The sequence below is a fragment of the Herbaspirillum sp. GW103 genome (assembly GCF_000261365.1).
Taxonomy (GTDB): domain Bacteria; phylum Pseudomonadota; class Gammaproteobacteria; order Burkholderiales; family Burkholderiaceae_D; genus Herbaspirillum.
In genome coordinates this window covers 1,310,711-1,325,332 of sequence record NZ_AJVC01000003.1, presented here as the reverse complement: position 1 = coordinate 1,325,332, position 14,622 = coordinate 1,310,711, and the positions used below count along the sequence as shown (strand labels likewise).

General features: G+C 64.1%; 9 protein-coding genes. 5 read left to right on the top strand and 4 right to left on the bottom strand.

The annotated features are described in order from the left end of the window. The first annotated feature begins 1 nt into the window (after nt 1). Genes glgX through treY form a run of 4 tightly spaced genes read left to right on the top strand, consistent with a single transcriptional unit; the run spans nt 2 to nt 9,391 of the window. Nucleotides 2–2,269: a glycogen debranching protein GlgX gene (gene glgX, locus GWL_RS09425; protein WP_008329226.1), complete on the top strand. Its 2,268-nt coding sequence runs from the start codon at nt 2–4 to the stop codon at nt 2,267–2,269. Then, nucleotides 2,266–4,167: a malto-oligosyltrehalose trehalohydrolase gene (treZ, locus tag GWL_RS09420; RefSeq protein WP_034350381.1), complete on the top strand. Its 1,902-nt coding sequence runs from the start codon at nt 2,266–2,268 to the stop codon at nt 4,165–4,167. The genes glgX and treZ overlap by 4 nt, the downstream gene beginning before the upstream one ends. Beyond that, a complete protein-coding gene (gene malQ / locus GWL_RS09415; protein WP_008329224.1) occupies nt 4,164–6,434 on the top strand; it encodes a 4-alpha-glucanotransferase in 2,271 nt (756 codons plus the stop codon). The genes treZ and malQ overlap by 4 nt, the downstream gene beginning before the upstream one ends. Continuing rightward, entirely contained in the window at nt 6,434–9,391 is a 2,958-nt protein-coding gene (gene treY / locus GWL_RS09410) for a malto-oligosyltrehalose synthase (RefSeq protein ID WP_008329223.1), read from the top strand. Before malQ ends, treY begins: the two co-directional genes overlap by 1 nt. Before the next feature lie 143 nt (nt 9,392–9,534). Here the strand turns inward: treY and GWL_RS23770 are convergent, their stop codons facing one another. The 4 genes from GWL_RS23770 to GWL_RS23365 form a co-directional block, all read right to left on the bottom strand. Then, complete coding sequence (locus GWL_RS23770) at nt 9,535–9,792, bottom strand: hypothetical protein (RefSeq protein ID WP_008329221.1); 258 nt, start codon at nt 9,790–9,792, stop codon at nt 9,535–9,537. A 92-nt stretch (nt 9,793–9,884) separates the two neighbouring features. Beyond that, the gene (locus tag GWL_RS09405) at nt 9,885–11,084 is read right to left on the bottom strand and encodes a transporter (protein WP_157174221.1); all 1,200 of its coding nucleotides are present in this window, start codon (nt 11,082–11,084) and stop codon (nt 9,885–9,887) included. 95 nt (nt 11,085–11,179) lie between these two features. Beyond that, complete coding sequence (locus GWL_RS09400) at nt 11,180–11,686, bottom strand: hypothetical protein (protein WP_034350380.1); 507 nt, start codon at nt 11,684–11,686, stop codon at nt 11,180–11,182. Further along, nucleotides 11,683–12,378 (bottom strand): hypothetical protein, encoded by a 696-nt coding sequence (locus tag GWL_RS23365; protein ID WP_157174220.1) that lies wholly within the window; start codon nt 12,376–12,378, stop codon nt 11,683–11,685. The genes GWL_RS09400 and GWL_RS23365 overlap by 4 nt, the downstream gene beginning before the upstream one ends. Before the next feature lie 513 nt (nt 12,379–12,891). Between GWL_RS23365 and pgi the strand changes: the two genes are divergently transcribed. Beyond that, nucleotides 12,892–14,595, top strand: a complete 1,704-nt coding sequence (gene pgi, locus GWL_RS09385) for a glucose-6-phosphate isomerase (RefSeq protein WP_008329205.1) — start codon at nt 12,892–12,894, stop codon at nt 14,593–14,595. The last annotated feature ends 27 nt before the right edge of the window (nt 14,596–14,622 follow it).

Below are 14,622 nucleotides of genomic sequence, written 5' to 3'. Positions count from 1 at the left end.
AATGAGCGTCGCCTTTCCTGATCGCCTGATGCCAGGCCTGCCTTACCCCCTGGGCGCCAGCTCCGATGGCCTGGGGGTCAACTTCGCGGTGTTCTCGGCCAACGCCACCCGCATGGACCTGTGCCTGTTCGACCCGTCCGGCAAGCGCGAATTGAAGCGCATCACCCTGCCCGAATGCACCGATGAAGTGTGGCACGGCTATCTGCCCGGTGCCGCCCCCGGACTGGTCTATGGCTTGCGTGCCCACGGTCCCTACGAGCCCAACAAGGGCCATCGTTTCAACCCCAACAAGCTGCTGCTGGATCCCTATGCCAGGCGCCTGGTCGGCCAGGTGCGCTGGACCGATGCGCTCTATGGCTACCGCCTGCACTCGGCGCGCGCCGACCTGTCCTTTGATCGCCGCGACAGCGCCGCCGCCATGCCCAAGGCCATGGTCACCGATGATGCCTTCGTGTGGGAACATGATCGCCTGCCGCAAGTGCCCTGGAACAAGACCGTGATCTACGAAGCTCACGTCAAGGGGATTTCCAGGATGCGCGAGGATCTGCTGCCGCATGAGCGCGGCACCTTCGCCGCCTTGTCCGATCCGGCCTTCATCGACCACCTGCTGCGCCTGGGCGTGACCACGCTGGAACTCATGCCGGTGCATGCCTTCCTGCAAGACAGCTTCCTGATCGAACGCGGTCTCTCCAATTACTGGGGCTACAGCACGCTGGCCTATTTCGCGCCGGAACCGTCCTACCTCTCCATGGGCGACCCCAATGAACTGCGCATGGCAGTGCGCCGCCTGCACAGCGCCGGTATCGAGGTGATCCTCGACGTGGTCTACAACCACAGCAGCTGCGGCAGCGAACTGGGGCCCACACTGTCCTTCCGCGGCCTGGACAATGCCAGCTACTTCCGCCTGCTGCCGGGCCAGGAGCGTTACCACATCAACGATACCGGCTGTGGCAACACGCTGAACCTGTCGCACCCGCGCGTGTTGCAGATGGTCATGGATTCGCTGCGCTACTGGGCGCAGTCCTTCCATATCGATGGCTTCCGTTTCGACCTGGGTTCCACACTGGGGCGCGAGGCGCACGGTTTCGACCCGGGTTCGGGTTTCTTCGATGCCTTGTTGCAGGACCCGGTGCTGTCGAAGCTCAAGCTCATCTCCGAACCCTGGGACATCGGTCCCGGTGGCTACCAGCTCGGCAAGCACCCGGCCCGTTTCGGCGAATGGAACGACAAGTTCCGCGACGACATGCGCAAGTTCTGGAAGGGCGACGAAGCCATGCGCGGTGGTTTCGCCCAACGCATGCTGGGTTCGGCTGAACTGTTCGAACACAACCGCCGCAAGCCCTGGGCCAGCGTCAACTTCATCGCCTCGCATGACGGGTTCACCCTGCGTGACCTGGTCAGCTACAACGGCAAGCATAACGAGGCCAATGGCGAGAACAACAACGACGGCCACAACGACAACGCCAGCTACAACTGGGGTGCCGAAGGCGCTACCGATGATCCTGCCATCCAGGCCACACGCGCCTGTGTGCAGCGTTCCATGCTGGCCTCCACGCTGCTGGCGCAAGGCACCCCCATGCTGCTGGCCGGTGACGAATTCCATCGCAGCCAGGGCGGCAACAACAACGCCTACTGCCAGGACAACGAGATCTCCTGGATCGACTGGGAACAGGCCCGCTCACCCGAGGGCGCGGCGCTGACCGCCTTCGTCGGCCGGGTGACCGCCATCCGGCGCGACTTCGAGGTGGTGCGCGCCAGCGACTTCCTGCACGGCAAGCAGACCGTGGCCGATGGTCTGCCGGATGTGGCGTGGTTCGACGAGGCGGCGCAACCGGTCTCCAGCGAGGACTGGAACAATCCGGTGGCGCGCGCCATCACCCTGCAACTGGCGGGCAAGCGCGTGGAACCGCACAAGCAGCTGAGTTCGCGTCTGCATGACGCGGCCGGCACCGGTGCGGACGGAGCAGGCGAGGCACAGGACGTAGCGCCGGATGTGCTGATGATTTTCGTCAATGCCGGGCACGAGCCGATCGAATTCCACTTCCCGCGCACCCAAGGCGAGTACTTCCTCCTGCTCGACAGTGCCCGGCCGACCGGCATGCCGGAAGGAGAGGGCGCCCAGCTCAAGACGGCGGGCAGTGCGAGCGTGCAGGTGCAGGCCCATACCCTGCAGGTCTTTGCCAACCGGCCCTTGCACCTGTCATCGGCCATCTATCCACTGGCGGCCAATGAGTGGATCAAACGCAATGAATGGGGAGAACGCGCATGAGTGCCCGCTTTTCCGTGAGGCTGCCGTTTGGCGCCCAGGTCACTGGCCCCGGCCAGGTTCGTTTCCGCGTCTGGGCACCGGGTGCCGAGGCGGTCGCCGTGGAGATCATCGGACGGGGTCGCGTGCCGATGAGGTCGGAAGATCCAGCCGCCCCGGCGTGGTATGTGCTGGAGACCGAATGCGATCCGGGCACCCTGTATCGCTACGTGTTCCAGACCCGCGAGCAGGGCGAGGTGGTGGCACCGGACCCGGCTTCGCGCGGGCAGGCCGGAGATGTCTTCGATCCCAGCGTGGTGGTGGATGCGCAAGCCTTCCTCTGGCAGCATCCGAACTGGCAGGGCCGTCCGTGGGAAGAGACCGTGCTCTACGAACTGCATCCGGGCGCGCTGGGCGGCTTTGCCGGTATCCAGCAACGCCTGGCCGAACTGGCCGAGCTGGGCATCACGGCCATCGAACTGATGCCGGTGGCGGAATTCCCCGGTGCCCACAACTGGGGCTACGACGGTGTACTGCCTTTCGCACCGGACGCCAGCTATGGCACCCCGGAACAGCTCAAGGCCCTGATCGATACCGCCCACGGGCTGGGCATGATGGTGTTCCTTGATGTGGTCTACAACCACTTCGGTCCGGATGGCAATTACCTGCACAGCTATGCCCCGGAATTCTTCCGCCATGACATGAATACGCTATGGGGCGCGACCATCGATTTCCGCCGCCCCGAGGTGGCCGATTTCTTCACCCGGAACGCGCTCTACTGGCTACAGGAATACCGTTTCGACGGTTTGCGCCTGGATGCCGTGCATGCCATCTGCGAACCGGACTGGCTGGTGAATCTGGGCCAGCGCATCCGCGCCGAAATCGGCAGCGAGCGTCACGTGCATCTGGTGCTGGAGCACGATGGCAATGCCGCCCACCTGCTGGGCCATACCGCCGCCGTGCAAGTCGAGGCGGACCTGGCCGAGATCGGGCAGGTGCGCGAGCGTTCCACTCATGTCTACGATGCGCAGTGGAATGACGATGCGCACCACGTCCTGCACGTGCTGCTCACCGGTGAAGACAGTGGCTACTACGCCGCCTACGCCGAGTCGCCTGCCGAGAAACTGGCGCGCTGTCTGCAACAGGGTTTTGTCTACCAGGGCGAGGTCTCGCCCTATTCGGGGGAGCCGCGCGGCGAACCCAGTGCGGACCTGCCGCCGACGGCCTTTGTCAATTTCCTGCAGAACCACGACCAGATCGGCAACCGCGCCTTTGGTGAGCGACTCACCGTGCTGGCCCATCCGCTGGCGCTGCACGCCGCGCAGGCGCTGATCCTGCTGGCACCGCAGGTGCCAATGCTGTTCATGGGCGAGGAATTCTGCGCGGTGCAACCCTTCCTGTATTTCACCAGCCATCGCGATGAAGAGCTGGTGAGGGCCGTGCGTGAAGGGCGCCGACGCGAGTTCGCACGCTTCCCGCAATTCGCCGATCCCGCATTGCTGGAGCAGATTCCGGACCCCAACAGTTTTGCCACCTTCGTCTCTTCCATCCCGGAGCCGGGCCCGGCGCCCGGTTCGGCGGCCTGTCTGCGTCGTGTGGCCGAACTGCTGCACATCCGCAAGCTGCATATTGCCCCCTATCTGCGCGGCGCCAGGGCGCTGGAGGCCCGCGCCATCGGTCCGAAGGCGGTCCATGCCCGCTGGCAGCTGGCCAATGGCAGCGTCCTCAACATCACCGTCAATCTCGATGAAGCCGCGCTGCCACAGGCCCTGGACCAGTTGAGCCAGCCGGCTGGCGCCGATGTGCTCTTCGACAGTGGCGGCGCACTGGCGGCGCTGGCCGCTGGCAGCTTCCCCGGGCATGCCATCCTGGCACTGCGAGAGCCGCCGGGTGCTGCCACCTCACCCGGGAGCACAGCATGAACGCCGCCCTGCGCCAGCATGCCGACGCGCTCGTGGCACCGACCGCGGCTGCGCCCTTGTACAAGCAGACCACGCTTGAAAACGATTTATATCGTTTGGCTGAGCGTGCCGGCATCGCGATTCACTGGATCGATGCCTATGACCAGCCGCAGGTCGTCGCCGACGAGGCCTTGCAGGCCATCCTGGAAGCGCTGGGCCTGCCCTGCGCCACGCCCGGGGATTGCCATGACAGCCTGGCGCTGCTGGACCGCGAGCACGCCGTCGGTTACCTGCCGCCCTTGCTCACGGGCGTGCAGCACCAGCCTGTCCCGCTGCCTGCGCATTCGCGCCTGCACGGACTGTCCTGTCGCGTCGAGCTGGACAACGGCGCGCGCCTGACCTTGCTGATTTCGTCCGATCTGAACGCGCCGCCGACCCTGCCGCCCATCCACGTGCCCGGCTATCACCGACTGCTGGTGGCGGGGCATATCCTGACCCTGGCCATCGCACCACCGCGCTGCTACAGCATTGCCGACGCGCTGGCAGAGCAGGGCCGCGAGCGCGGCTGGGCGCTGGCCGCGCAAGTCTATGCCTTGCGCACCGACAGTCTCAAGCCGGCGCGCAAGGTCTATGGTGATGGCGGTATCGGCCACTTCGGCGCGCTGGCGGCACTGGCGCCGATGGCCGCGCAATACGGGGCCGCTGCGCTGGCGATGTCGCCGCTGCATGCGATGTTTGCTGCCGACCCCGGCCGCAGCAGTCCGTATTCGCCCTCCAGCCGCTTGTTTCTCAATCCTTTCCTGATCGATCCGGCTGGCATCCTCGGTGCCGACGCCCAGGCTCAGGTGCTGGCCGAGGGCGGGTCGGAAATGATTTCCGCCCACGAGCGCCTGCAACAAGCCACGCTGATCGACTGGGCGCGCGCCGGTGCCCATCGCATGACCTTGCTGCGTCGCCTGTATGCCCTGTTTCGTACCGAACATGCGGACGATGTGAAGCAACAGGCGGCCTTTGCCGCCTTCCAGCTCGAAGGCGGCGCTGCATTGCGCGCCCACGCCTTGTTTGAAGCCTACAGCCATCATCTGAGCAGCCAGGGCATGCCCGGCTGCTGCGACTGGCGAGCGTGGGGCGAGGCTGGCCGCCATCCTGATACGCCGGAAATGCAGGACTTTGCGGCCGGGCATGCCGGCGAGATTGATTTCCACCTGTTCCTGCAATGGCAGGCCGCGCGCCAGTTGGCACAGGCCCAGGAGAGCGCGCGCCAGGCCGGCATGGCCATCGGTCTGATCGCCGACCTGGCCGTCGGGGCCGACAACGGCGGCAGCCAGGCCTGGAGCCATCAGGACGAGATCGCAGCGGGACTGACCGTGGGTGCCCCGCCGGATCGTCTGGCCCCGCAAGGGCAGAACTGGGGGCTGGGCGCTTTCTCGCCGCTGGCCCTGCGCCGGTCCGGCTACCGCGCCTACCTGTCCATGCTGCGCGCCACGTTTGCGCAGGGCGGGGGAGTGCGCATCGACCATGTGCTGGGCCTGAACCGCTTGTGGCTGGTGCCGCAGGGTTGCCATGCCGATGCGGGGGCCTATGTATCTTTCCCGCAGCAGGACATGTTGCGCCTGATTGCGCTGGAATCGTGGCGTCATCGCACCGTGGTCATCGGCGAGGACCTCGGCACGGTGCCGCCCGGTTTCGATACCGTGCTCGATGCGGCCGGCGTGTCCGGTATCCGTGTGCTCTGGTTCCAGCGCGACCAGCAGGCTTTCCTCCCGCCATCGGCCTGGTCGCCCCAGGCCATTGCGGTGACGACGACGCATGATCTGCCGACCGTGGCCGGTTGGTGGTCTGCTGCCGATCTGCTCTGGCGCGATCACCTGGGCCAGCTCGAGCAGGGCTTGCCGGCTGCCCGCCAGCAGCGCTACCACGAGCGCAGCCAGCTCTGGCAGGCCCTGGTGCAGCAGGGCCTGGCCAGCGGGCCGCTGCCGGAAGTGGCGTGCACCGCGTCCGCAGGCGATGCCGGGTCCGGCTTGCCGGATGTGCCGCAGGAGTGCGCCATCGCCGTCGATGCGGCACTGGAATATGTGGCAGCCACCCCGGCGCCGCTGGCCGTGGTGCCGGTGGAAGACATCCTCGGCCTGAGCCAGCAACCCAACCTGCCCGGCATGACCGAGCCCCACCCCAACTGGCGTCGTCGCCTGCCCGAGGACATGCCGCAGCTGTTTTGCGCCTATGCCGCCAGGGCCAGGCTGGAGCGCCTGCGCCGTGTGCGCGGCAGTATCGCCAAGGAGATCTGATGGCAGCCCCTTCCTTATCGCCGGACCGCGCCGCGCGCCGCAGCATCCCGCGCGCCACGGCACGGCTGCAGTTGCACCGCGATTTCCGCTTCGAGCATGCCGCCCGGACGGTGGACTATTACCACCGCCTGGGCATCAGCCACCTCTACCTCTCGCCCATTCTGGTGGCGCGCCCCGGTTCGACCCACGGCTACGACGTGGTCGACCCCACCCGCATCAATCCCGAACTGGGCGGCCAGGCCGGACTGCTGCAACTGCACCATTCCCTGCGCGCGCAGGGAATGGGGCTGGTGGTCGACATCGTGCCCAACCACATGGCGGTGGGTCATCACAATGCCTGGTGGCAGGACGTCCTGCGCTGGGGCCGCCACAGTCGCCACGCCGAATGGTTCGATATCCAATGGGACAGCCCCGACCCGGCACTCGATGGCAAGGTATTGCTGCCTTTCCTCGGCCAGCCCTATGCCGAAGCGCTGGAAGCGGGCGAACTGATCCTGCGTCTGGACGCCGATCAGGGCCAATTGCAGGTGGCACACCATGAGCACATTTTCCCGCTCGCGCCGACTGACCATGCCGTCGTGCTGGAGACGGCCGGCAGTACGCGCCTGGGCGAGGTGATCGCGGCCTTCGCCGCCATCGATCCCGCGCATCCGGACAAGGATGGCCATGCCGCGGCCGCCCGCGAGCAATTGCGCCAGCTGGCCGCCGACCCCGAGGTCATGGCCGACATCGATGCCGCGCTCGGCGCTTTTTCGGCGGGCCAGCCGCATGGTCGCAGTGCCCTGCATCAGTTGCTGGAGCGCCAGCACTATCGTCTGGCCTGCTGGCGCAATGCCGCCGACGAGATCAACTGGCGCCGCTTCTTCGAAGTGAGCGAACTGGCGGGCATGCGGGTGGAGCGCGAAGACGTCTTCGAGGCCATGCACGCCGAGATCTTCCGTCTCTACGCCGAGGGCATCATCGATGGCCTGCGACTGGACCATATCGACGGCCTCACCGACCCGGGTCGCTATTGCCTGAAGTTGCACCAGCGTCTGCGCGCGCTGCGGCCCGACCACGAGCCGTATCTGATCGCCGAGAAGATCCTGGCGGGAGACGAGACCCTGCCAGCGGGCTGGCAACTCGACGGCACCACTGGCTATGAATTCATGGAGCAGTGCGCTGCCGTCCTCCATGATGGCGAAGGCGAGCCGATACTCGACGAACTCTGGCGCGACATCGTCGGCGACATACCGACCACCGCCGATCAACTGCAAAGTCACGGACCGGGCGAGCTGTGCCATTTCCCGAGTATGGTGCAGGAGGCGCGGCGCAGCTTCCTGGCACGCAACTTTGCCGCAGAATTCAATGCGCTCACGCTGTGCCTGCACCAGCTTGCCCGCAGCGCCACGCAGACTCGCGACCTGACGCTCATGTCCATCCGCCGGGCGGTGGCCGAGCTGCTGGTGCATTTTCCGGTGTACCGCACCTATGCCAACGAGCAGGGCATGCCGGCGCAGCAGCGCGAACTGCTGGCCAGTACGGCTCAGAAGGCCGCCACGACCCTGCATGCAGCCGATCATGCCACGTTGCACGTGGTGGAAGGCTGGCTGGGCGGTGACCTCCTGCTTGACAGCCGCCATGCCCATCGTCGCGCCTTGCAGCTGCGCGCCATCGCCCGCTTCCAGCAACTGACTCCGCCGCTGACGGCCAAGTCGATGGAGGACACGGCCTTCTATCGCTATGGCCGTTTGCTCTCGCGCAACGAAGTAGGGGCCGAACCGGCCCGTCTGGCCATGTCGGTCTCGCACTTTCATCAGCTGGCGGCACGACGCGCCCGGCAGATGCCGGGCAGTCTCCTGGCCACCGCGACGCACGACCACAAGCGCGGCGAGGATGCCCGCATGCGTCTGGCGGCCCTCTCCGAGATCGCCGAGGAGTGGTCCACCGTGCTGCGCCACTGGCACCAGCTTAACGCGCCCATCGTGGCCGCCACGTCAGGCCAGCAAGGCGGCATTGATGCGGTCGATGAGTGCATGCTGTACCAGACCCTGGTGGGCGTCTGGCCGGACGGCATGCGCGTCGGCGATGACGACCTGATTGCCCTGGGCGAGCTGGCCGAGCGGGTCGTCGCCTGGCAGCGCAAGGCCCTGCGCGAAGCCAAGCGCCGCAGCGACTGGGTGGTGCCGCAGAGCGAATACGAGGCGGCCTGCGAGCGCTTTACGCGGGCATTGCTGTGTGATCCGGGGCTGGATCCGCGCCATCATCCTTTCCTCACCGAGCTGGAGGATTTCGTTCGTCGCCTGGCGCCCTTGGGGACTGTCAACAGCTTGTCCCAGACCATGCTCAAACTGACCTCGCCGGGCGTGCCCGATTTCTACCAGGGTAGTGAGCTGTGGGACCTGAGCATGGTCGATCCGGACAATCGTCGGGCGGTGGATTTCGCACTGCGTGAGCGGCGGCTGGCCGATGCCATCAGCCGGCCGGTTTCCTTGCGCCAATGGCAGAGCGGCAGCGCCAAGCAGCAATTGATTCATGCGGTGCTGCAGTACCGGCGCGAGCATGCGGACCTGTTCGCTGACGGCCATTACCTGCCGCTGGCCACGCATGGCAAGCTGGCGCGCCATGTGATCGCCTTTGCCCGGCTGCTGCCGGGACAACAGGAAGACGAGAGCGACTGGCAGGCGACAGTGGTGCTCTGTACGCGCCTGGCGGCCCATCTGCTGTCCTTCGAGGGGCGCCGCGAAGAAGCCTTGCCGCTGGTGTCTGCCGAGGCTTGGGGGGATACCCGCATTGCGCTCCCGCAAGCACTGTCCCACACAGGGAGTACGCTGCGCCGCTGGCGCAGCGTACTCACCAGTGGCGAGGGCGAACTGAGCGAATGTGCCATGCCGGATGGGGAACGCGGCGGCAGCATCGCCGTAGCCGATATCCTGGGTAGTCTGCCGGTGGAATTGCTGACGCTCGGTCTCAGTTGAGGGGGAGGTGACGCAGTGCCCTGACGGTTTCTTGTTCGGCGGGTATGGTATTGCCGGAAGGCGGGGCCAGTGCGTGTGAAGAGGGCAGACCGAAGTGTTCGCGGCCGACGATCAGGGTTTCTCCGTACCATTGCTGGCTGAGCTCATGCAAGGGTAGACGAATGTGGCCCCGCAGGGCATCGGCCAGCCGCACACGGCCCTGGATGATGTCCTTGCTTCAGGTCCAGCATGGAGAAGCCGTGCTTGATACGGTCAGCCAGTTCTGGCTTGGGCAGGCGGGTGATGATATCGGCCAGTACGTCCTGCTCCTCCACAGGATGGTCGAAGTAAAGCCGTAGAAGGATCGCCAGTGCGGCAGCACCGCAAGAATAGTCCAGGGTCTGTCGCTCGATCTCCTGCATCTGTAGTCGCCGCATCGATCTCAGTCTTGCCGGCGCCGCACCGGGCGCTGCTATCGGCCATAGCAGCGCAAGCCCAAGCAGGGTGCGTCGTTTCATTCGAATCGTCGGTTCATGCGCAGGCTGACGTAGGCCGGTCCGGCTTCTTCATTGAGTCCAAAGCTCACCTGCGGCGAGATCGTCCATTGTTCGAAGGCACGGTAGGACGCGGAAAGAGAGAGGTCCAGCGGGTCTTTTCCCGAGCCCGCAATGGTCTGCCCATCTACGCGCAGATTGCGATAATGCGAGAACGACACCCGTGTGCCCACCGATAGTTTGTCGTTGAGCGCAAAACCCAGCCCGAGATAACCCGTCAGACCTGCCCCAGGCTGTACCCGATAAGCATCGATCCGGCGTTCGAAAGACCAGCGATAGCTGAGTCCGCCAAAGAGCATCGCCGGATCGCTGCTACGAACAAAGGCGATGCCGGGAGCAAGGCCCCAGTGGCCCGAGCCATTGCTGAGCGGATCGCGCCAGGTTTCTTCGGGTGGGTAGTAGCGCTTCTTGCCGGTTGGTGCAGAAAACGTCATTGTCAGCGAGACGGCCGGCCATTGCGCACTTTCCTGCAGCCACTGGTATTGCAAGCCTGCACTGATGTCACCGAGGGCCCACTGGCTTGTGCTGCGCACGTATTCGTTGCTGGAGACCTGTTCTATACCGGTATGAGTCAGAGGCAGCGACAGCCAGGCTTCTGTATCTTGGCTCAAGCCGACGCGCATGGTGGTGGATAATTCCAGCTGCATGGAATTCTGCGCCGACATCTGGAAGTAGCCTACGTCCATCAGTGAGTGGCTGATGCGAGCCTGCTTGTATTGCAGAGCCCATTCCAGCTCCAGCTTGCCGGGTGCCAGCAGGACCGTGGATCCGGTGAGGAAATCCATGGGAGCCTGTTGACCGCCGTCGCTGCCGACCCGTGGCTCGGACGCTTTGACGTTTTCTGCACCATCCCGTTTCTTGTCATCGAAAAGACGTGTCATTGCGGTGATGCTGTCGCTGGCAATTTCGGCCCGGCCAAAACTGTCCGACTCCAGCACCGTGCTGCCGCCCGACGTGTGCAGCAGACGTCCGCTGGCGATGTCACCGCTGGCAAACGTGATGCGATGGCGCGCATCGGTGCTGAGTCCGGCCAGCTCATTGGCCTGCACGCTGATCGGAACGCCATACCGCGTCTTGAACAGGCACAGGCCATCCTGGAAGGAAATCAGTTGCCCGGAGAGGATGTCACCGGACTTGGTATAGATGGCGTCGGCCTGCACCGGGGTGGCCGGTGCCAGGCTCATGAGCAACGTACTTGCCAGTTTGCCCGACACCAGTCGTCGCCTGTGAGAGAGCCTCATGATGGGGCGAAGCTCTACCAGAAAAATCTCTTGATCGGGCGGTTCCAGCTAGCGTCGCGGAACCCATCCGGACGAAGTGTCCCATTCTTGGACACCTCTTGCAAATGACGCTCGATGACCACCGCATTCATCCTCCGCCATTCATAAGGGTTGCTGTACCGGTCGGCGAGCCAGATGTCACCCACGGTATCGTAGGCCTGGCCGTTAAGGCTGATTCGCTGCTTGGACTGTGGACTGTAGCTGAACCCGATATAGCGGTAGGAAGCGTAGTCGGCGAAGCTACCGAACTTCTTGTAAGTTACCTGGTGCTCTTTGATGCCCATCGTGACGCTCGGGGAGACGATGTTTTCTATTCTTTGCAGGGCCGTCCCTTTGATGTGTGAAAGTTCATCGTCCTGAAGCAATTGCACCGCGATTCGATCAGAACGGAGTGCATCGAGGATCGCAATGACTGCCTGTGCGCTGCAGGTAGGTGCGGCCATCGCTGTCAGGCCCAGTTGGATTAACGGGAGGTATTTCATGACTTGTTTGCAGGTGCGTTGAGATCAGAATGCTTGGGAGCCATTCCCATCTTTGCAAGCAATTTCATCATCACAGGATCGGCCGCAAGCCGTCGCTCGTATTCCTGACGAAAGAATTTGCTGGAGACCGGATCGGCGATAAATGCGTCGTAGGCCGGTTTGCCATCCTCCAGTCCGAAGTCCGACATCATCTCCACCAAGTGCCGGCTGAGCGCCGGGAAATACTGCTGTTGCTCGCCTTCGGAAAGGATGTTGAAGCGGGCGTTGATTCTGTCCATTTCCAAGGCGCTGGTTCCTACTGGAACGCTCTCCGGCAGATAGTCTGCATACCAAACGGGAATGGCGTACCAGTCGGTAACGCTTTCTTTCCTCAATGATTCATTGGCACCACCTTCCCGACTTTTGATTTGTCCTTCTCGCGAAATCTCCACTCTTGTTGAATCCGAAGCGCGTTCCCCGCCGTCGCTCGCGGCAGGCGTAGCGCCTTCTGCCATCCGGTTGCGACTGGCTGAGGGAAAACCGGTCGCTGTCACTCGGCCCGCACCTGGTGAAATGGCATCTACTGTCATGATGACTCCCTGTGGTTGATTGCCGCTAGGGCCGGCATGGATGACTGCTTTTTCATCAGCGACGCTGCAGATATTTCGCCGCGGCATCGGCCATCGCGAGAAACCGATCAATGGTGAAACCATTGCACTGTTCCGGACGCCGGGTGCGGGCAGGGGGCGTCGCTGCCGGGTTGGACGGGGTAGTTGACCTGGGCACTGCCTGCTGTGACTGCGGGACTGGCACAACGAACGTCGGCTTTGCCCCGCGTGTCTCGGCCTGCGTCAAGGTGCGGTTGACCTTCATGCTCTTGGGCGGTTTGTTCCCCTTGATTTGCCGACTCGCCATAACGACTGGCTGCATTCTCATTCTTGCCTCCTCACGTCGATGTTTCATTGACCCGGTGAACCGCAGCTTATAGAAAATTTCTGCAAACTGGCTGACCAGTGCTGACCTGGTTGATATCTCTGGAAGCCGCCAGGAAAAAGGCTTTGCGGGAAGCTTTGCGCATTCCGGTGCGGTCAGCGTCAGATCCGCTTTCCGCTTTTCCTACACGCGAATATCCCGCCGTCCGATGTCATGTCAGTGCAGCGTCCCACTACCATGACGCGAGCCCGGCATGTCCGCCGGATCCGCCATGTTGTACAAGGAGTTTGCACATGACCAAGCTGCCCGCCGCCGATCTGCAGCTGCCGCTGTTTACCTATGGCCAGCGCGAGTCGCTGACCGAGAAGAGCGCCTGGATCGCCCTGCAGGAACACCATCAATACAGCGCCCGCCACTTCCGGCTGGAGCGCCTGTTCGCCGCCGATGACAAGCGCGGCGAGAGCCTGGTGGCCGAAGCCGCCGGCATCTACCTCGACTATTCCAAGAACCTCGTCACCAGCCAGACCATGACCCTGCTCATGAACCTGGCCCGCCAGTGCGGACTGCAGGACCGCATCGAGGCCATGTTCCGGGGTGAGCGCATCAACGCCACCGAGCAGCGCTCGGTCCTGCATACGGCCCTGCGCATGCCGGCCAGCACCCGGCTGATGGTGGAGGGCGAGGAGGTGATCGCCCAGGTGCAGCAGGTGCTGTCCCGTATGGAGAATTTCGCTCAACAAGTCCGCAGCGGCCAGTGGACCGGTCATACGGGCCGTCGCATCCGCCATGTGGTCAACATCGGCATCGGCGGCTCCGACCTCGGCCCGATGATGGCCTGCGAGGCCTTGCGCCCCTATGCGCAATCGGACCTGTCCCTTCACTTCCTCTCCGACGTGGATGGGGCCGCGCTGCTGGAGACCGTGCGCAGCCTGCCCGCCGAGCAGACGCTCTTCATCGTCTGCTCCAAAACCTTCACTACGCTCGAAACCACCACCAATGCGCGTGCCGCGCGTGACTGGCTGGTCCGGCAATTGGGCGAGCCCGCCGCCGTGGCCCGTCATTTCGTCGGCGTCACCACCAACATCGAAGAGGCCAGCCGCTTTGGCATCGACCCGCAGAACATGTTCGGCTTCTGGGACTGGGTCGGCGGACGCTATTCCATGACCAGTGCCATCGGCCTGTCCACCATGATCGCCATCGGCCCCGCGCAATTCCGCGAGATGCTGGCCGGCTTTCATGCCATGGACGAACACTTCCGCACGGCACCGCTGGAGGCCAATCTGCCGGTCATTCTCGGCATGCTCACGGTGTGGTATACCAATTTCTTCGGTGCGGCCAGTCAGGCAGTGCTGCCCTACAGCCAGTATCTCAAGCGCCTGCCAGCCTACCTGCAGCAACTGACCATGGAGAGCAATGGCAAGCAGGTCACCCTGCAGGGTGATGCCGTGGATTACCAGACCTCGCCCGTGTACTGGGGCGACAACGGCATCAACGGTCAGCATTCGTTCTACCAGATGCTGCATCAGGGTACGCAGATGGTGCCCTGCGATTTCATCGGCTTGTGCCAGCCGCAGGAAGCGCTGGGCCAGCATCACGCCCTGCTCATGGCCAACATGTTTGCCCAGAGCGAGGCGCTGGCCTTTGGCAAGAACGCGCAGCGGGTGCGCGAGGAGGGCGGGCCCGAGGCCCTGACGCCGCATCGCGTCTTCCCTGGCAACCGTCCGAGCAACAGCATGCTGCTCGACAAGCTCACCCCGTATAGCCTCGGCACGCTGGTGGCCTTGTATGAACACAGCGTGTTCACTCAGGGCGTGATCTGGAATATCGATTCCTTCGACCAGTGGGGGGTGGAGCTGGGCAAGCAGTTGGCCCGGCGTACCGCGCGCGAGTTGCTTGATCCCTCCGAACCTCTGCACCATGACAGTTCCACCAACGCCCTGATTCGCCTCTACCGTGCCCGCCAGGGGGCGGATGCTGGTGCAGCCGGGGCGGCATAAGCCGTCGCGCCCCCAAGGTCTGGCATC